This is a genomic window from Staphylococcus pragensis (assembly GCF_004785665.1).
GTDB lineage: Bacteria > Bacillota > Bacilli > Staphylococcales > Staphylococcaceae > Staphylococcus > Staphylococcus pragensis.
On sequence record NZ_SRPJ01000003.1, the window covers coordinates 114,108 to 133,737 of the forward strand.

Annotated in this window: 17 protein-coding genes and 1 riboswitch; of the genes, 14 read left to right on the forward strand and 3 right to left on the reverse strand. The window is 32.2% G+C overall.

Annotated elements, in window-relative coordinates; genetic code table 11:
• The 7 genes from E2558_RS08370 to thiC all read left to right on the forward strand — a co-directional run bounded on the left by E2558_RS08370 (position 1) and on the right by thiC (position 6,615).
• Complete coding sequence (locus E2558_RS08370; protein ID WP_126564720.1) at positions 1 to 954, forward strand: osmoprotectant ABC transporter substrate-binding protein; 954 nt, start codon at positions 1 to 3, stop codon at positions 952 to 954.
• Positions 954 to 1,601, forward strand: coding sequence for an ABC transporter permease (locus tag E2558_RS08375; RefSeq protein WP_126564719.1), 648 nt, complete (start codon positions 954 to 956; stop codon positions 1,599 to 1,601). Before E2558_RS08370 ends, E2558_RS08375 begins: the two co-directional genes overlap by 1 nt.
• Before the next feature lie 27 nt (positions 1,602 to 1,628).
• Complete coding sequence (locus tag E2558_RS08380; RefSeq protein ID WP_126564718.1) at positions 1,629 to 2,390, forward strand: alpha/beta hydrolase; 762 nt, start codon at positions 1,629 to 1,631, stop codon at positions 2,388 to 2,390.
• A 619-nt stretch (positions 2,391 to 3,009) separates the two neighbouring features.
• A complete protein-coding gene (locus E2558_RS08385) occupies positions 3,010 to 3,333 on the forward strand; it encodes a PadR family transcriptional regulator (protein WP_126564717.1) in 324 nt (107 codons plus the stop codon).
• Between the two features lie 5 nt (positions 3,334 to 3,338).
• Positions 3,339 to 4,109, forward strand: coding sequence for a hypothetical protein (locus E2558_RS08390; protein WP_126564716.1), 771 nt, complete (start codon positions 3,339 to 3,341; stop codon positions 4,107 to 4,109).
• A 157-nt stretch (positions 4,110 to 4,266) separates the two neighbouring features.
• Positions 4,267 to 4,482, forward strand: coding sequence for a zinc ribbon domain-containing protein (locus E2558_RS08395; RefSeq protein ID WP_126564715.1), 216 nt, complete (start codon positions 4,267 to 4,269; stop codon positions 4,480 to 4,482).
• Between the two features lie 106 nt (positions 4,483 to 4,588).
• Positions 4,589 to 4,692: riboswitch (TPP riboswitch) on the forward strand.
• 186 nt (positions 4,693 to 4,878) lie between these two features.
• Complete coding sequence (gene thiC / locus E2558_RS08400) at positions 4,879 to 6,615, forward strand: phosphomethylpyrimidine synthase ThiC (protein ID WP_126564714.1); 1,737 nt, start codon at positions 4,879 to 4,881, stop codon at positions 6,613 to 6,615.
• 115 nt (positions 6,616 to 6,730) lie between these two features.
• On the opposite strand, the gene E2558_RS08405 is transcribed toward thiC, so the two are convergent.
• Positions 6,731 to 7,393, reverse strand: a complete 663-nt coding sequence (locus E2558_RS08405; RefSeq protein ID WP_126564713.1) for a hypothetical protein — start codon at positions 7,391 to 7,393, stop codon at positions 6,731 to 6,733.
• Between the two features lie 165 nt (positions 7,394 to 7,558).
• On the opposite strand from E2558_RS08405, the gene rarD reads away from it, so the two are divergent.
• Entirely contained in the window at positions 7,559 to 8,464 is a 906-nt protein-coding gene (gene rarD / locus E2558_RS08410; protein ID WP_126564712.1) for an EamA family transporter RarD, read from the forward strand.
• A gap of 219 nt (positions 8,465 to 8,683) precedes the next feature.
• Here the strand turns inward: rarD and E2558_RS08415 are convergent, their stop codons facing one another.
• Entirely contained in the window at positions 8,684 to 8,872 is a 189-nt protein-coding gene (locus tag E2558_RS08415) for a hypothetical protein (RefSeq protein WP_126564711.1), read from the reverse strand.
• A gap of 228 nt (positions 8,873 to 9,100) precedes the next feature.
• Here E2558_RS08415 and E2558_RS08420 point away from each other — a divergent pair, with 228 nt between their 5' ends.
• Together E2558_RS08420 and E2558_RS08425 are read left to right on the forward strand one after the other, a co-directional pair.
• Complete coding sequence (locus tag E2558_RS08420) at positions 9,101 to 12,298, forward strand: CDP-glycerol glycerophosphotransferase family protein (RefSeq protein WP_126564710.1); 3,198 nt, start codon at positions 9,101 to 9,103, stop codon at positions 12,296 to 12,298.
• A 238-nt stretch (positions 12,299 to 12,536) separates the two neighbouring features.
• Entirely contained in the window at positions 12,537 to 13,142 is a 606-nt protein-coding gene (locus E2558_RS08425; protein ID WP_126564709.1) for a stage II sporulation protein M, read from the forward strand.
• A gap of 53 nt (positions 13,143 to 13,195) precedes the next feature.
• Here E2558_RS08425 and E2558_RS08430 read toward each other — a convergent pair whose 3' ends face one another.
• Positions 13,196 to 13,786 (reverse strand): TetR/AcrR family transcriptional regulator, encoded by a 591-nt coding sequence (locus E2558_RS08430; RefSeq protein ID WP_126564708.1) that lies wholly within the window; start codon positions 13,784 to 13,786, stop codon positions 13,196 to 13,198.
• A gap of 197 nt (positions 13,787 to 13,983) precedes the next feature.
• On the opposite strand from E2558_RS08430, the gene E2558_RS08435 reads away from it, so the two are divergent.
• The 4 genes from E2558_RS08435 (at position 13,984) to E2558_RS08450 (ending at position 19,554) form a co-directional block, all read left to right on the forward strand.
• Positions 13,984 to 14,685 carry an ABC transporter ATP-binding protein gene (locus E2558_RS08435; RefSeq protein ID WP_126564707.1) on the forward strand — a complete coding sequence of 234 codons (702 nt, stop codon included), beginning with the start codon at positions 13,984 to 13,986 and terminating at the stop codon, positions 14,683 to 14,685.
• Positions 14,686 to 14,696: 11 nt separating this feature from the next.
• A complete protein-coding gene (locus tag E2558_RS08440; protein WP_126564706.1) occupies positions 14,697 to 17,315 on the forward strand; it encodes an FtsX-like permease family protein in 2,619 nt (872 codons plus the stop codon).
• A gap of 177 nt (positions 17,316 to 17,492) precedes the next feature.
• Complete coding sequence (locus tag E2558_RS08445; protein WP_126564705.1) at positions 17,493 to 19,223, forward strand: DUF2075 domain-containing protein; 1,731 nt, start codon at positions 17,493 to 17,495, stop codon at positions 19,221 to 19,223.
• On the forward strand, positions 19,216 to 19,554 hold the full coding sequence (locus E2558_RS08450) for a nucleotide pyrophosphohydrolase (protein WP_126564704.1): 339 nt from the start codon (positions 19,216 to 19,218) through the stop codon (positions 19,552 to 19,554). Before E2558_RS08445 ends, E2558_RS08450 begins: the two co-directional genes overlap by 8 nt.
• The last annotated feature ends 76 nt before the right edge of the window (positions 19,555 to 19,630 follow it).

The following is a 19,630-nucleotide window of genomic DNA, read 5'->3' on the forward strand; positions in this document are numbered from 1 at the left end:
ATGAAAAATTATAAAAAATATATCATAGTTTTAATATTGTCTCTAACTGTGTTATCTGGATGTAATTTACCTGGTTTGAAAAACAGTAATTCAGATGACGATGTTAGAATTACAAGTTTAGGCACAAGTGAATCGCAAATCATCTCACATATGCTGAGATTACTTATTGAACATGACACAAACGGTAAAATTCAACCAACGTTGATTAACAACTTAGGTTCAAGTGTTATTCAACATAATGCTATTACAAGTGGTGAAGCAAATATGTCAGGTACGCGTTATACAGGTACAGATTTGACAGGTGCCTTAGGTGAAGATCCAATTAAAGATCCTGACAAAGCAATGAAAGCAACTAAAAAAGGCTTTAAAGATAAATATGATCAAACATTCTTTAACTCATACGGATTTGCTAATACGTATGCATTAATGGTAACCAAAGAAACAGCGGAAAAATATAACCTTGAAACGGTTTCAGATTTGAAAAAACATGCCAAAGACTTACGCATCGGTATGGATAGCGCTTGGATGAGCCGTAAAGGTGACGGTTATCCTGGATTCAAGAAAGAATATGGCATGGACTTTGGTACAGTAAGACCAATGCAAATTGGTTTAGTCTATGATGCTTTAAATGCAGGACAATTAGACGTTGCAGTAGGTTACTCAACAGATGGACGTATCGCAGCATATGACTTAAAAGTCTTAGAAGATGATCGTAAATTCTTCCCACCATATGATGCCAGTCCACTAGCAACAGACGAATTATTAAAAGAAAAACCTGAATTAAAACCAATCATTAAGAAATTAGAAGATAAAATTTCAACTGAACAAATGCAAAAATTAAACTACTTAGCAGACGGTAAAGGTCAAGAACCTGCTACAGTTGCAGAAAACTTCTTGAAGAAACACAATTATTTCGACGATGAAGACAATAAACAGAAAGGTGGTCAAAAATAATGGAAGGTAATTTATTTCAACAATTAATTAATTATTATCAAACAAACTTTGGCTACCTTTGGGAACTATTCGTTAATCATCTCTTAATGTCAGTCTATGGTGTATTATTCGCTGCTTTAATAGGTATTCCATTAGGTATTTTAATTGCACGTTTTGGCAAATTATCAGGTGTTATCATCACTATTGCCAACATTATTCAAACAGTACCGGTCATTGCAATGTTAGCGATTTTAATGCTCGGTATTGGTTTAGGTATGAATACCGTTATATTTACCGTGTTCCTTTATGCCCTATTACCAATTATTAAAAACACATATACGGGTATAACAGGTGTAGATGCCAACATTAGAGATGCTGGTAAAGGCATGGGCATGACGCGTAACCAAGTATTACGAATGATTGAATTGCCATTATCATTATCCGTTATTATTGGCGGTATTCGTATTGCATTAGTCGTTGCAATCGGTGTAGTTGCCGTTGGTTCATTTATCGGCGCGCCAACATTAGGTGACGTGGTCATTCGTGGTACTAACGCAACAGACGGTACCTTATTTATCCTTGCTGGTGCACTTCCTATTGTCGTAATCGTTGTATTAATCGACGTTCTTTTACGCTTACTTGAGAAAAAGTTAGACCCAGCAACATAATAATGAATGATTAGGAGGAATCCTCACATGGCATTAATTGAACTGAATTATTTATCAACAACAATTGGTAAACATCAAACATTAAACGTTATCTTACCAGAAGATGAAAGCTTTTTTAAAAAAGATGAAGAGGCAAACCCATTAAAATCAATGTTAGTGTTACACGGTTTATCAAGCGATACACATTCGTACAAACGTTATACTAGCATTGAACGCTATGCGAATGAACATCAACTTGCCATTATCATGCCGGACGCCGATCATAGTTTCTATACAAATATGGCATATGGACATAGTTATTATGATTATGTAATGGAAGTCTATGATTATGTTCATCAAATCTTTCCATTATCTAAAGATCGCGCAGACAACTTTATCGCTGGTCACTCAATGGGCGGTTTCGGTACAACAAAATTTGCTTTCACACAAAGTGAGCGCTTCGCGAAAGCAGGCATCCTTTCTGCACCGTTTGACGTTACAATGCTTAAAGATTATGAGTACTATGATTTCTCACCAGCATCTATTCTCGGTGAAAATAAAGACGTCAAAGGGACTGACTTTGATCCATATCATTTAGTAGATCAAGCAGTTAATAACAAACAAGATTTACCAGAACTACTTATTATGTGTGGGACCGAAGACGAACTTTATCAAGATAACTTAGATTTCATAAAATATCTCGATGACAAAGGTATTAACTACGACTTCAGAGAAAGCCCAGGGAAACATGATTATGCATATTGGGACAAAGCCATCAAAGAAGTCATCGAAACATTTACACAAAACTAAACACATAACAAACGCATATATATCACAAGGCAATTTCTATTGAGCTTCGATAGAAATTGCCTTTTTATTTTACTTATAATATGCCTTTAAAATCTCATTGTAAGGGGTGAGTTGGGATAATATTATGATTTTAAGTTTACAAATTACACAACATGAAATATAATATATACATAACTAGCATTACTAGCATGAAAAAGCCCCCAGGCTCCTCAAAGCTGCTGGGGGTTTTTTGTTGTGTCACTTATGTAACGTGTTAATTAGCTTAGCGATTAAACTATCTAAAAATTTAATCACTAAATGACTAATTATACTAGCTACAATGGACACGGCTAGCATTGCTAGCATGGCATCACCTCCATATATTTATTCATCACATATATGGAATTCTATGTGATACATTTCTAGTATAATCCTATTAACGCATTTGTATATATTTTTTATAAGATAAAAATAAAATTTATTTCATCTTTTTAAAAACTGAAAGTAAGAGCCAATAAAAATTAATAAACTGCAATTTAGCAACTATTTAAGAGTCACTATCTTTTAACGTAAGATAGTTGACTTCTTTTTTATAATATACTATCTTATATTATAAGATAGTTAATAAAAAGGTGATGACATGTCAGTATCCAATCAAATGATGAAGGGGCTTTTAGATGGCGCAATACTTGGACTTATAGCAAAAGGCGAAACGTATGGTTATGAAATTTTAGAGAAATTAAAAGAAAATCAGTTTCCTGAAATAAGCGATGGTAGTATTTATCCAGTGCTTCTGAGATTAAGTAAAAAAGGCTATGTGAATACAACTACTCGCAAATCAGACAACGGCGGACCAAAACGTAAGTATTACACTATTTCTGAAAGTGGCAAAGAAGAGTTACAACGTTTTAAAGAAAAATGGAGTTATCTCAACTCAGGAATGAATAATTTATTCGGAGAGTGATGAAGATGCTAAGTAAAGAACAAGAAGACTACTTGTTTAAACTGAAAGCTGAATTATTATTTAGAGGTAAAGACGAAGAAGAAGTACATGCAATTGGTGATGAATTACAAGATCACTTTGAAACAGCAGAGCAAAATGGCGATGATGTTAGCGGTATTTTAAACACGCCTGTGAAAGAGTATGCAGATAACTTTTCCAAAGAAATGAGTTTTACTAAAGGCTTACCTAAGTATCTTACTTATTTCGCAATTTTTATGTTCGCAATCTACACGATTCCGGACTTATTTGATAAAGAATTCTCGCTAACGGTAAGCTATATCTTAAACGTGATTTTCATATTCGTAATAAGTATTATAGCTCCGCTATTTCTTTTGAAAAAAATCTTTATTAAATACGGCGAGCAAAAGAAAGTTTATCTATTTGCATTTATAGGTGGCGCAATCATATTTGGACTTATGATTTTAAGTACCTATATCTCAAAGCATTACCCAATTTATACAATTGCAACTTTATCACAAACACAAAGTATTATATTAGGCATCGTATTACTCGCAATAGTGATGATTGCATGCTTTATCGTTAAACAAAAAATATTCGCACTTATTGCGTTCATCGTTTGCCTACCCAACATCATTGGCCAATTATTTAGAGCGCATAATCATTCAGACAGCCAATTCATTATCGTATCACTCATAGCATCAATCATTTTATTGGCGCTTATGCAAGTAGCATTTTTTGTTCACGCTTATTACACTAATCGCAAAGAGAAGAATTAAAGTATTATTTACTAGCGTTGATTTGAAGATAATATTTTAATAAAGAGTATTAAATCGCGCTTTATAAGAGTTCGTAAAGACTTGTATTAAGGTTTAATGCTTAAACATTGCATTATAGGTTATAAGAATGATAAGAAGTCATTTAAGGAGTGATTTTATGTCTGAGAATCAAGGTAATGGTTGTGTAAAATGTGGTCATACGGAAGTGGAAGAAGGCACGTTATCTGCAACAGGTTCAGGTTTATCAAAGATGTTTGATGTACAACATAACAACTTTAAGACAATTACTTGTAAAAATTGTGGTTATACAGAGTTTTATAAAGTCGATAATAATAGAACAAGTGACATTATTGACTTATTCTTTGGTGGATAAGCGAAGTTTTGACAGTGGCTAATAAAGTCACTGTTTTTTCTGTACACAACAAATCTTAATTTGTAGTAATATGACACGTTTGGTATAATTATGCTTGTAATACAATATCATCTGCTAGGGGTGCTTTAAGTGGCTGAAAGGAGTTTAAGGCTCCAACCCTTTTTACCTGATCTAGTTAGTACTAGCGTAGGGAAGCAAGTGAGTACATTTAAACTAAGAGGTATTAAAGGAACTTGGTTCTTCCGTGTTCTACTTTAATACGTTGAGATACATACATTTGTTTAATATACTTTCGCTTATTTTCTTATGCATTCAGTGTTTAGCTGAATGTTTTTTTGTGCGCAATTTTATATCAGTCATCTGAGATAACCCTAGCGTCTTAGAAAGGTTATGTATATGAAACAAGAATTAATTAAATTTAAAAAGAATTTTCCAGCAAGCACACGTATTTTCAAACAAGGAGAAGACACTGATATCAAAGTACCATTTCGACAAATTGAATTGTCGGATACGCAACTTGAGAATCGCTCTTTCAAGAATGAACCTGTCGTTGTATATGACACAGCAGGTCCATACCACGATGAGAATTACGAGGTAAATATTAATCGAGGACTTCCTAAACTTAGAAGTTCATGGATTGTGGAACGTGAGGACATTGAAAGTTACGAAGGACGCAAGATTCAATCGATTGATAATGGCTTTAAGAAAGATGGACACAAGAACTATGTGGCGCACCCTTTTCATTATCAACCGAAACGTGCAATGAAAGATAAAGTTGTAACGCAAATGCATTATGCGAAACGCGGCATTATTACGAAAGAAATGAAGTTTGTTGCGCTTCGTGAACAAGTGGATCCAGAATTCGTTAGAGATGAAATTGCGCGAGGACGTGCGATTATTCCGAATAACATTAATCATCCTGAATCAGAGCCGATGATTATCGGTAAGAACTTCAAAGTTAAGATTAATGCGAACATTGGTAACTCCGTTGTGTCTTCATCAATCGAAGCGGAAATCGAGAAATTGGTATGGGCCATTCATTGGGGCGCAGATACGATGATGGACTTATCGACAGGCAAGAATATCCATTCTACTCGCGAATATTTAATTCGTAATTCACCAGTGCCAGTCGGTACCGTGCCGATTTATCAAGCTTTGGAAAAGGTGAATGGGATAGCTGAAGACTTAACTTGGGAAGTCTATCGAGACACACTTATTGAACAAGCTGAACAAGGCGTCGACTACTTCACAATTCACGCCGGTGTGTTGTTACATTATATTCCATTAACTGTCGACCGTTTAACAGGCATTGTCTCACGCGGGGGCTCAATCATTGCGCAATGGTGTCTTGCACATCATGAAGAAAGTTTCTTATATACCCATTTTGAAGATATTTGTAAAATCTTAAATAAATATGATGTAGCCGTGTCATTAGGAGACGGTTTACGTCCGGGCTCTATCTATGATGCGAATGATGAAAGCCAAATTGCAGAGCTTAAAACACTAGGTGAGTTAACTGAGATTGCATGGAAGCATGATGTACAAGTCATGATTGAAGGACCTGGGCATATTCCAATGCATAAAATTAAAGAGAACCAAGACTTAGAAGATGTCTATTGTAAAGAAGCACCATTCTATACATTAGGACCTTTAGTTACTGACATCGCACCAGCTTATGACCATATTACGTCTGCTATTGGCGCAGCTCAAATAGCGAGTCATGGCACAGCGATGTTATGTTACGTAACACCTAAAGAACATCTTGGTTTACCGAATAAGGACGATGTTCGCGATGGCGTAGTGACTTATAAAATCGCAGCACATGCGGCTGATTTAGCGAAAGGATTACCAGGCGCGACAGTGCGAGATGACGCAATTAGTAAAGCACGTTTTGAATTTCGTTGGATTGACCAATTTAACTTATCATTAGATCCTGAACGTGCTAGAGAATTCCATGATGAAACCTTACCATCTGAAGCTGCGAAAATTGCGCATTTCTGTAGTATGTGTGGTCCGAAATTCTGTTCAATGAAATTATCCCATGACATTCGTGACTCTTATAAAGAGCAATTAGAAGGTATGAAAGAAAAAGCTGAAGAGTTTAGAAAATCAGGCAATAAAATCTATCAATAATACAAAATGATTTATGGCAGTGGCTCTCGAAGTCACTGCTTTTTTAGTTTTAAAACACTGGGTAAGACTTCGGGTTGTGTGAAGTTAGAGGTAGGGATGTCTAAAATATAATATATTAAGTACCCATTTGTTGTGCATATTTTGTCATAGCTTCAATAGTATCTGTGAACGTAAAAATAGCGATTCTATAATTATCAATATCATCTAAATTAATAAAATCGTCTATATCATCTACATCATTACATAATAAATAAAATCTTTTTATAGCTCTATCAGCGTTAATATTTACTGGATTATTTTCTTCTAAAATTGCTTCTCTGAAATTATCATTGTAATGTTGATTTCGATTAATCTCATACCAATTGTATAATTCATTGACTACGTGAAGTTTACCTTCTTTTTTAACTTCATGCATGAAAAAGTCTTTGTTTATAGTTAATTCACCTTTATATAAATAATCCTTTTTATTTGGATATTTTAAGGGTCCACCTCTATGTCCTTCATATAATAAGGATTTACCTTCTTCACTAATTTTAAGTTTAACTAGATTATTAAGGTCATTTATTGTTTCGTTTTTTTCTCGTTCAAATACTAAAGTTGTATCTTTCCAATTAAAAGTGAATTTCTTTAAATCCATTAGAATATTTTTAATTTGAGGATAAAATATCAAAATAACTAAAAGAATTAATAATGGAAAACTAAAATGAGCATATAAAAATTTAAGTAAACCAATCGTTGACATCCACATGATAATTAAAAAACTCAATATTTTATCCATGCTGTATCTCCTTTATAATTCATTTACTACATACTACCCGATTTTACATAATAATATAGTTTTAAAATTTTGAGCAATTTTTGTATTCAATAATCTTAACTATTGATACGATAGATATATTACTTATTACATATTTCCAGGGTTATACAGCTAGGAGGTTGAAAGATGGATTCTAATGCTGAATTTAAAAAAGATATACTCTTTGCGCTAGGGGCACATTTATTATGGGGAATACTTCCAATTTATTGGCGTTTAATAGGTGGAATTAGTGCATTCGAAATTTTAGCCTATCGTATCGTACTTTCGATGGTGTTCATGATTTTAATGGTCTTCATTTTAAGAAAGTCACAAACCTTTAAACGTGATCTAACGCATCTTTTTACAAATCCAATCCAACTTGTCGCGATTATCATTGCTGGTTATGTGATTACAATTAATTGGGGAACTTTTATTTGGGCAGTTTCTAATGGGCATGTGTTACAAGCAAGTCTTGGTTATTACATCAATCCATTAGTAAGTATCTTATTAGCATTTATTTTCTTGAAAGAAAGATTTAATAAGTTTGAATCTCTCGCCATTCTGTGCGCAGCAATCGGTGTATTATACATGACCATTCGAGTTGGCGAATTCCCAATTATTTCGTTAATGTTAGCCTTCTCATTTGGTATTTATGGTTTATTGAAAAAATTGGTTCAAGTCGAAGCAATTAGTGGAATAACGATTGAATGTATCGTAACAGCGCCAGCCGGATTAATTTATATTATCTACTTATGGCAAACAAGCCAAACATCTGTGGGTGCGAATATGGACACATTCTGGTTAATGTTCTCAGGTGCCGTTACAGCCATACCACTCATTTTATTCTCGGCAGGTGCACGACGTATTCCGTTATCATTAACAGGATTTATTCAATACGTTAGCCCAACCTTAATCTTCTTATTAGGCATCTTTGTTTTTAAAGAACAATTTGATATCCATCAATTCATCACATTTATTTTTATTTGGATTGGTATTGCGCTTTATAGTATCTCTCAATATGTGAAAATGAAACGTAGCCCAAGACCTGAATAATCATTGCTAAAACTCCTTTGCTAGAAATAGTTAAAGGAGTTTTCTGTATAACATTAGAAGTTAATAATATATAAAAATATAAATCACTGTATTTTCTAACTACTACAGTCATAAAAATAAAAAAGCTAACGAAAATACGCTAGCTAACCCACTTGTGTTATGTAAAAAATTCCACTTTAGAACACAAAATTTAGTTACATATATGTGAGATTAATTGGTTCATTCAAATGCCTCTTCTTTTGGATGAATATTTCCATCTTTATCTTTACATAAGCCCATTTCATCTAATTTATCTTCTTCAGATTCAATGTTTGTTAAGAAAAAATTGTGCTCTTTCTTAAGTTGTCTATTTTTAAAGAACAGCATTAAACATAAGGCACTGTTAAAAATTAAAAATAACTTTTTCACTTTATCAATCCCTTTTTGATTGTGGTAAACACTAAACTTAGTTTGATAACGTCAACGAAATCATTATATATATTATGATATAATTAAAATAGTTTATAAATTATTGATACTATTTAGTAATATATTATATATTGTAACGCATACATCGATTTAAAAGTAGGTTTATATGATGATAATGAAAAATATTAATATGTTGCTTGGATTTTTTAGTTGAAAGAAGGGGTTTATTTGCAAACTATTAAGCAAGATGGATCAATATTGCATATTTATTTTGAGAATCCTATTAATAAGATTGAAAAATTGTACATAAAAAACGAATTTGATGCGCTCACTTTAGAAAACGCTAAAAATGATTTACATTTTAAAATAGATTTAATAGAAGTCGCTAAGAAGTTTAATCAATATGAAAATAAAAAAATATACATCATAGTAGAAGAATCGACGCCAATTTTAACAACTCAACGCAACTTAAAAGTTATAAATAACCAAACTGAAGTTTTAGGCTTATCTGAAGTGGTAGTTGATGCCAATGAGAATATTAAAATACAACCATATATAACTAGAAACGGCTTTTTACATTTAGCACTGGATGAGCTTGCTTTAAATAAGACATATTTTTCAAGAAGACACATTGATACTATAAAAATAAACAATAAGGAAGCATCTATAGCAGGCCAATTTGCATTACTGAACTCGACATTAGAGAATGTACAACTATTAATAAAAACGAGACTGACGGCAAGAGAAAAATTCGTAAATATCAATCTTGAAAAAATTAATCAAACGAATAATACATCCACTTATAATTTTTCAGTAGATATCTATCAAGATTTGATAGACTTCGTGAAGTATGAATATGAAAATGAGGATGTTATCGATATTTACTTAAACATCAAAGTACAAGAATCATCGGAAAATATAAAAATAAAAATCGGCAATCCTAGAATATTAGCAGAAAAGCTATTAAAAGGAGAAATCATCACTGAGTTTAAGGGGAACATAGTGTCACTGACACCTTATTTTACTATGAAAGGCCGTAATTTATCTTTTAGAATTAATACATACGATATTAATAGTTATTTAACATATGTGGATGAGTTAAAAAGACCAAAGCGTCTCAACTTTTTAAAAAAAGAAAAACAAAAAGTGTGGGTAATTGGTGAAAAATCTTATAAAGCACAGGACAATGGTTATCACTTCTTTAAATATATGAGAACCCATCACCCAGAGAAACCTGTTTATTATATTATTGAAAAAAATTCTAAAGAAGCTAAAAATGTTTTGCCTTTAGGAAATGTCATATTCTATAATTCAGCAGAACACTTTAAAATTATGCTTCAAGCAGATTACATCTGTACTACGCATCATCCAGAATTAATTTATCCTACAACTAGTAAAATTTATACACGTAAAATTAAAGCCATTAAAGTATTTTTACAACACGGCGTTTTAGGTACAAAGAATTTGTGCGATATCAATGGTAACCAGTTAAAAGATTTTAACGTAGATTTATTCATCACGAGTTCTAATAGAGAAAAGGAAATAGTTGTAAAAGATCTGAATTTCTTCAGTAAACAAGTTGCTGTTACAGGACTAGCTAGATTTGATGAATTGTTTAATCCTAATTCAGAAGTTAAAAACCAAATATTAATTATTCCAACATGGAGAGATTGGTTAACAAGTATTGATCAGTTAAAAACATCGGAATACTTAAAAAGAATGAACAATTTACTTCATAGTCAGCAACTAAAAGAAATCGCTGACAAAGGTACTGACATTGTTTTTTGTTTACATCCTAATATGCAACCTTTTATTGATTATTTCAATGTTCCAAACTATGTTACGCGAATTAAGCAAGGAGAAGTAAATGTTCAGAAACTAATAAAAGAAAGTAAATTAATGATTACAGATTATTCAAGTGTTGCTTTTGATTTTAGTTTTTTAAATAAACCAGTCATCTATTATCAATTTGATAGAAATGAATTTCTAGGAAAAGAAGGCTCTCATATTGATATAGAACAAGAATTACCGGGAATCATTGTTAATTCACAAGATACATTAGAAAGAGAACTAGATAATTTACAAAAGAAACAATTTGTTATCGATGCGTCGTTAAAGAAACGTATTAATCGTTTTATTGCATATAAAGATCAACACAATTGTGAGAGAATATTTGATGCAATTACTAGCTTTAAAAAGACTAGTAAAGTTAAAAGTAAAATGAAGTATGATATTCTTTCGCAACATTTACTGAATCGTTTTAGAAAAAATAAAAAATATTTTAAAACAATGGAAGTATTTAATGCTGGATTAATAAACTCATTACCTGTAAAAAAAGATTTAATTGTGTTTGAAAGTAATGTAGGGAAATTAGTGAGTGATAATCCAAAATTTATATATGATGAATTGAAGAAACAAAATAAAAAGTATCAAATCATTTGGGCTGCTAATACACTTTATCCATTCAACGATTCAAACGTTAAAACAGTTAAGAGATTGTCATCTGAATATTTCTATTACTTGTCTAGAGCAAAATATTGGGTAAACAATCAAAACTTCCCACACTATATTAGAAAACATAAAGATACGATTTATATACAAACATGGCATGGGACACCATTAAAGAAAATGTTGAATGATGTTGATACATTCCAAGGACGAGATAAAGATTATAAAAATAGAGTTAATCATGCCATTAAAAACTGGGATTATTTAATTTCCCCAAGTCCATATGCAAGCAAGTGTTTTAAATCAGCATTCGATTATCATAAAGAAATTCTTGAGGTAGGTTACCCAAGAAATGATGTTTTTTATGATATTGAAAACATAGATCTGACTGAGAAGAAAAAATTAATCAAACAAAAATTAGGTATTGAAAGTAATAAAAAAATCATTTTATACGCGCCAACTTTCAGGGATGACGAAATTAATAAAGCCAAAAAACATATCATCAATCTAAAACTTGATTTACATAAATTGAAAGAAAGTATTGGAGATGACTATATTCTCATTTTACGCCCACATATTATTATTAGTAATGCGTTAAATTTAAGTGAATCACTAAAAGAATTTGTTATTGATGGTGCAAAATACCCAGAAATCAGTGATTTGTATTTAATTACAGACATATGCATCACAGATTATTCTTCAGTCATGTTTGACTTTGCAAATACAAAGAAACCATTATTATTCTTTACCTATGATTTAGAATTTTATAAAAATAAATTACGAGGCTTTTATTTCGATTTTGAAAAAGAAGCACCAGGTCCATTAATTAAAACAAATGATGACTTGATTGAATCAATAAAAAATATTGCTAACGTACAAGAAGAATATAGTGAGAAATATCAAGCTTTTTACAATCGTTTCTGTACCTTTGAAAAAGGCATCGCTTCTAAAATAATAGTAGAAAAATTCTTCAAATAAGACTGATAAATATATTTTGACTCCTTTGCTAGAAATAGTTAAAGGGGGAGTGGGACAGAATTCTTTTTAAATTCGTCGTCCCACCCCCGCAAGGATGACTAGAACTGGAAAAAGCTTGATTTAAACGCCTTTTCAGTTCAGTCAGCTACTGCGAATTTGCAAAATAGCATCATCATATTATTTATGTCCCAGGCTCATGTTATGTTTGTTAGTATAAGAGATGAAAGAGAGGTTGCTTATGCTAAAATCATTCGACTTGGATATTATTAAACGTGCTATAAAAATATTTATTATTGCTACAATTTGCTTAATTATTACAACAATTATCTGTTATTTTATCCATCCCTCATTTAATGAGTTGAAAGATTTAGGGAGTACGAGCGAAAAAATTAGTGACGCTAATGGGCTAGAGAGAGTATGGAAATATATTTTTAATAATGGCTTTCAAGTTCCATTACAAATGTTTATCTTGGCTTTACTACCTATACCGTATCTCTATCTAATAAATTTAGTAGTGACAATTATTCTGCCAGGAATCATGTTAGGCTTCCTTATTAACTTTGATATACATAAAGGTATAGTTGGATCGATTGCATTTATACCTCACTATACATTTGAAATCATGGGTTTTTGTATTCTAGCAAGCGCTTTATATTTATTGAACAAAGCGATCACACGTCGTTTTACCAATCTTTTTAGGAAAAATAAAAAAGAAAACTATGCGATAAAAACTAATTTTATCAATGTCATCAAATCATATATATTTATCGCCTTACCATTAATCATCATAGCAGCTTTTTTAGAAACATACGTAGCAGACTTCATATATAATCTTATGACTTAGTGTCCAAGAGCCAAATGAACTACATCCCGAGTTCATTTGGCTTTTTTATGCACTTATTCAATTTCTGACTGGATATTCAGGAGTTCGTGGGTTGAGTTTTTAGAAATATTTACAAGGATGTTGGCGATGTAATGTGAACTATAGTGCATTTCGCTATTCATCCAACGTTCAATTACTCCGATATGACCATGGATTGTGTAGTTTAAAATGATGTCTTTTTCGAAATCGAGTTCGACGTTGTTCTTCTCAAGTAATGGATAGTAGATGTGTTCTCTAACCTTTTCTACAAGAAGTGCTCTGAAGTAAGTTGTGTTCATATTCTGTATAAGTACTTTTACGAAGTCAAAGTTCATTTCTATATATTCTAATAATCTGTAGAATGAAATCTTAAATTCTGTATTAAAGATTTCGTCTCCTTTGGCCTCGCCTTTTTTCACATATTCAATCATTTCATAAATTGTGTCTTCAATCATAGAGTTTAAGAACTGATCTTTGCTTTTGTAGTGTAAGTAGAACGTACTGCGATTAATATTTGAGGCATTTGCCAATTGTTGAATGGTGATGTCCGAATAATCCACTTCATTTAATAATTTTGTAATTCCTTTTTTCAAATAATCATTAGTTCTAATTTGTCGTTTATCCATTTTAAGACCTCCCGTATGTCTATTAATTCAATTTTAATAAACGTTACTTTTGTATGTGTCTATTAAGTCTATTTTCCAGAAAAATAGGGCAAGAAATACAAATTAATATGTGTTACTTTACTAATAGACAACGTGTCTATTAAAAATTAACTGATACACGTAAAGAATGCAACTATATATGTTTGGGAGAGATGAACATGGCATATGTACAATTAGAACATTACTCAAAAATTTTTGGCACAGGCGATCAAAAAGTCTACGCCAATAATGATATTTCATTTGAACTTGAAAAAGGGCAACTTATGGTGATTGTCGGAGCGTCAGGTGCAGGTAAGTCTACCTTGCTGAACACACTTGGTGGTATGGATTCAGCTTCGGAAGGTAAAGTGATTATTAATGGCACAGATATTGCTCAATTTTCCGAAAAAGAATTAACAGGTTATCGACGCAAATCAGTTGGTTTCGTCTTCCAATTCTATAACTTAATACCAAACCTTACGACTTTAGAAAATATTGAATTGGCGTCTGAACTATCAGATAAGGCGTTAGATCCAAAAGAGACATTGCAAAAAGTGGGATTAGAAAAGCGCATCAATAACTTTCCATCACAATTGTCAGGTGGGGAACAACAACGTGCTTCCATCGCGCGTGCAGTAGCGAAAAATCCAGATTTACTATTATGTGATGAACCAACAGGTGCGCTTGACTATAAAACAGGGAAAACAATTCTTCAATTACTACAAGACTTGAGCCACAAAAATGGTAAAACAGTTATCATCGTAACGCACAACGCCGCTTTAAAAGAGATGGCGGACCACGTGATTGAAATCTTTGATGGCAAGATTAAGGAAGATTATATTAATGAAAATCCTAAACCAATCGCAGAAATTGAGTATTAGGGGGTAAGAATATGAAAACGTTAAGAAAAAATATACTTCGAGAATTCAAATCTTCCTTCCCACGATTTATTTCAATCACAATTCTATTAGCGTTAGGTGCGTTTATACTGATTGGTTTAAAAGTGACTGGGGATGATATGCGTCAAACAGGAGATGACTATTTCAAAGAACATCATATGGCGCATGCACAAGTCACAAGTCCCATTGGCTTTGATAAAGATGATAAAAACTATATTAAGCATATGAAGCACGTTGATAAAACAGAATTTAGTATTTATAAAGATGCTATAATTTCAAATTCTGATACAGCGATTAGATTAAATGAAAAGACAGAAGACCTTTCAACATACAAAGCGAAAGAAGGACGTTTGCCTACAAAATCTAATGAAATTGCATTAAGTGAACAAGACACTTCAAAATATCATATTGGCGATATAATCACGTTAACAAATAATGATGGTGACAAAGACGTTTCTGGACTTAAACATTCTAAATATAAAGTGGTCGGATTCGTTACCTCTAGTGATTACATGCAAAAACGTGATTTGGGTGTAACGAGCGCAGGTAAAGGTCAAATCGACACATTTGGCGTGCTTGCGAAGAGCGCCTTTTCAACAACAAAAGCAAACGTTGCTAAAATCACATATGACAATGTAAAAAGCCAAGCTTATTCAGATCAATTCGAGAAACAAATCAATAAAAATGTTGCTCAAAATGAGAAAAATTTAATGGACTGGTCAGACAAACAAGTCTCACAATTAAAAGAGGATAAACAAAGCGAACTCGATAAATCTAAGAAGAAATTAGACCAACAAAAAGAGGCATTAAAAGAGAATGAAGCCATCTTAAAACAAACGGGTCAATATAAAGAGAAACAACAAGATATTTCACAAGCAGAACAAAAGCTCAAAAATAAAGAATCAGAAATTAAAAAACTGAATGATGTTCATTTTTCAATTAAATCACGTAGCGATTATAACCAAGGTTATAGTCAATTTGGTGAATCAGCGAAACGTATCGACGTCTTATCGAATACGTTCCCAATTATCTTCTTCGCCGTAGCCATCTTAGTGACATTTATCACGATGTCTCGCATGGCTGAAGAGAAACGTACAAACATGGGCTTGATGCGTGCGTTAGGTTACAGCAAGTTCGACACAATGAAAGTGTTCTTAATCTATGGCACGAGTGCGGCGATTATCGGCACAGTCGTGGGTAGTTTCTTTGGTACATGGCTCTTACCACAACGCATCTATCAAGCGTACGCAGCTAACTTGGTCGTACCAGCAATTCAAACACCAGCACATTGGTTGTGGATCATCATTAGTTTCATCCTAGCGCTACTGTGCACAGTCGTACCGTCAATGGTGATTGCGTGGAAAGCATTGAAAGAGAAACCGAAATATCTCTTGTTACCGAAACCACCGAAAGCAGGATCTAAAATTCTGTTAGAACGTATTCCATTCATTTGGAAACACATGTCATTCAATAAGAAAGTCACAGCTCGAAATCTATTCAGATACAAAGGTCGTATGTTAATGACCATTTTCGGAGTCTTTGGATGTACAGCGTTATTAATCACAGGCTTCGGTATGCGCGATTCATTAAATGGTATTATCGACAATCAATATAAGGACATTATTCATTACGATGTTATCGGCGTATATAATCCTAATGCCAGTCAGCACGATAAAGACGCTCATGAAAAGAAAATCAGCGACATGAAAGGCGTTAAAGCCCAAGATGATATGTATTATGAAGCGGTTACTGCCAAACCGAAGAATGTCATCGATAACCAACAAATTACAATGATGATTCCTAAACATACAGATAATTTCAGCAAATTCATGACCTTGAAAGATTACGATACTGGTAAACAAATGAACTTAAGCGATAATGGCGCAATTATCACTGAAAAGTTAGCAAAACTTGGTCACTACAAAGTGGGTGACAATATTACGATTAAAGATAATGCCAGCAAAACGCACAAAGTGAAGATAGATGGCATTACACAAATGTATGCAGGACATCATATGATTATGAACCCAACTTACTATGAAAAAGTCTTCGACAACAAAGTAAATTACAACGCGAAAATTATTAACTTATCAGATCGTTCAGCAAGCAATATCAACAACGTATCTAAAGAACTCAATAGCCAAGACGCAGCTCAAACAGCCATCCAATCTAATCAAGCTAAAACAGCAATTAATACCATCTTAGACGGCTTAGACAACATCGTCTTGATTATTGTAGTGGCATCATCAGCACTATCATTCGTTGTACTATTTACCTTAACTAATATTAACGTTAGTGAACGTACGCGAGAACTCGCAACCTTAAGAGTCTTAGGCTTCTATAAAAAAGAAACCGTCATGTACATCTATCGCGAGACAATCTTGTTAACCATAGTCGGCATCTTAGTTGGTTTCATAGGTGGTTACTACCTACATCACTTCATCATGAGCACACTACCACCAAACAATGCCATGGCAGACATGACACTCTACTGGACCAACTTTGGCCTATCAACCGTATTAACACTCGTCTTCGCCTTCATCGTCATGCTCATCATGGCACGCAAAATCAGTAAAACAGACATGCTAAGCGCACTGAACTCAGTGGAATAGATTATACAGAAAAGTGACAAAGATAACTCTATTGAAATTAAAATAGAGTTATCTTTTTTTACTCCTAGTTAGAATCTGTATATTTTTAAGAATTTATAAAAAAATGGATAAAATTAGTTCGAAAATTGATAAAATGAAATAGATAATAGATAGAAGATAGAGTATATAGGTGATGTTATGGGAAAATCATTAAAAATTGAAAACATTCAATATTCAATGGATAGGCTTAATGAGTCAGTACAAAAATGGGAAACTTCTAAAGACGGTAAGTTTTTATTAAGATATCCAACTGTATATATAATTAATGATGAAAAAAATAAAAATGAATTTGAAGTTTATGTCGGTGAAACTGCTGATATAAGAAATAGAACAAGACAACATCTTAATGCAGATATTAAATCAAAAGCTTTTTGGGAAGACTTTTCAACATCAAATAATTCGTCGATGTATGTTATTGGCCATGAACTATTTAATAAGTCGTTGACACTAGATATTGAAAATAGATTGATGCAATACTTATTAAGCGTAGATAATATTTCAAGGGTTCATAATAGTAGAACAAATCAGCAAAACGAATATTATACTTCTGAAAAGTTAGATGAAATATTTTCTGACATCTGGAAATCGCTAAATAAAGAAAATAACGTATTATTTCCAATAGAAAGTATTATTAAAGATTCTGCAATATTTAAAGCTTCTCCATTTCATAAATTGACTCAAGAACAAATCAACGCTAAAGAAGAAATTTTGACTAAAATTAAAGAAGCGGTTCTTTTAGATGAAGAAGGTCAATTAATAATAGTGGAAGGAGAAGCGGGGTCTGGTAAAACAGTTTTGATGAGTACGTTACTTTTTGAATTACGCAAATATAATTTAGACTTAAATCAAAATTTAGATATTCATTTATTAGTTAATCATAATGAACATGTAACTATTTATAATCAAATAGCTAATAAGTTAGGTATTTCTGGTAAAAATAATAATATTGTTGGTAAACCTACGAGTTTTATTAATACACATAATCCAAATAATAAAGTGGATGTAGTTATTGTAGATGAAGCACATTTACTTTTAACTCAAGGTCAACAAAGTTATCAAGGCAAAAATCATTTGGATGATTTATTAGAAAGAGCGAAAGTTGTAGTTATAGTTTTTGATTTAAAACAAGTACTTACAACTGGACAGATATGGGAAGAGGACCAATTAGAAAAATATTTTAATGATTCACAAAGTAAAAATAATCATATTATATTAAGAAATCAAATGCGTATTAACAGTGACGAAATTACATTTAATTGGATAAGAAATTTAATAGATGAGCAAACTATAAATAATATTCCTAATGATAGTAAAGGGTATGAAATCAAGATATTTGATTCACCAGATATGTTAGAAAAAGAGATTAGAAATAAGGCACAAAACACAGAAAGTGGTATTTCACGAATGCTTGCTACATTTGACTGGAAATACGGACCAACTGCACCTAAAAATGAAGATTGCTGGAGAGTAAAAATTGGAGATTGGTCTATGCCATGGAACTATCAACTGAAGGTAAATAGAAAAGAGAAAAAATTACCATGGGTTGAACAATCACAAACATTAGATGAAATAGGTTCAACATACAGTATTCAAGGTTTAGATTTAAATTATGCCGGTGTAGTAATAGGACCTTCTGTTAAATATCGAGATGGAAAAATAATATTTGATAAATCAAGTAGTGCAAATAAAAAAGCCACTCAAAGAAGAACATTAGAAGACGGTTCAAAACAATATTTTTCAGATATGCTTTTAAAAAATGAACTAAATGTTCTTTTAACTCGTGGAGTAAATGGATTATATATTTATGCAGTGGACGATCAGTTAAGAGAAGCACTAAAAAAAGCATCGATAGGTGAGATTAATGAATGAAACAAAAAATACTTTAAAAGAAATAAATCAATTTAGAGATGAACGTAACTGGAGACAGTTTCATAATGAAAAGGATTTATCATTATCAATTAGTTTAGAAGCGGCTGAACTATTAGAACTATTCCAATGGAAATCCCCTGAAGAAGTAGTGAATACTAAAAGAGAAAGATTAGCTGAAGAATTGGCAGATGTTTTAATATACAGTTATATGCTAGCTGATAATTTAGATTTCGACATTAACGAAATTATACGAAAAAAATTAGTGAAAAATGCCGAAAAATATCCAGTTGAAAAGAGTAAAAATAATAATTCTAAATACAATGAATTATAGTTATTAATAAAGTTTACTTTAATTTTACTTCTCTCAAATAATTCATAAATATTCCTCTTGTAAGATGGTGGTGTAT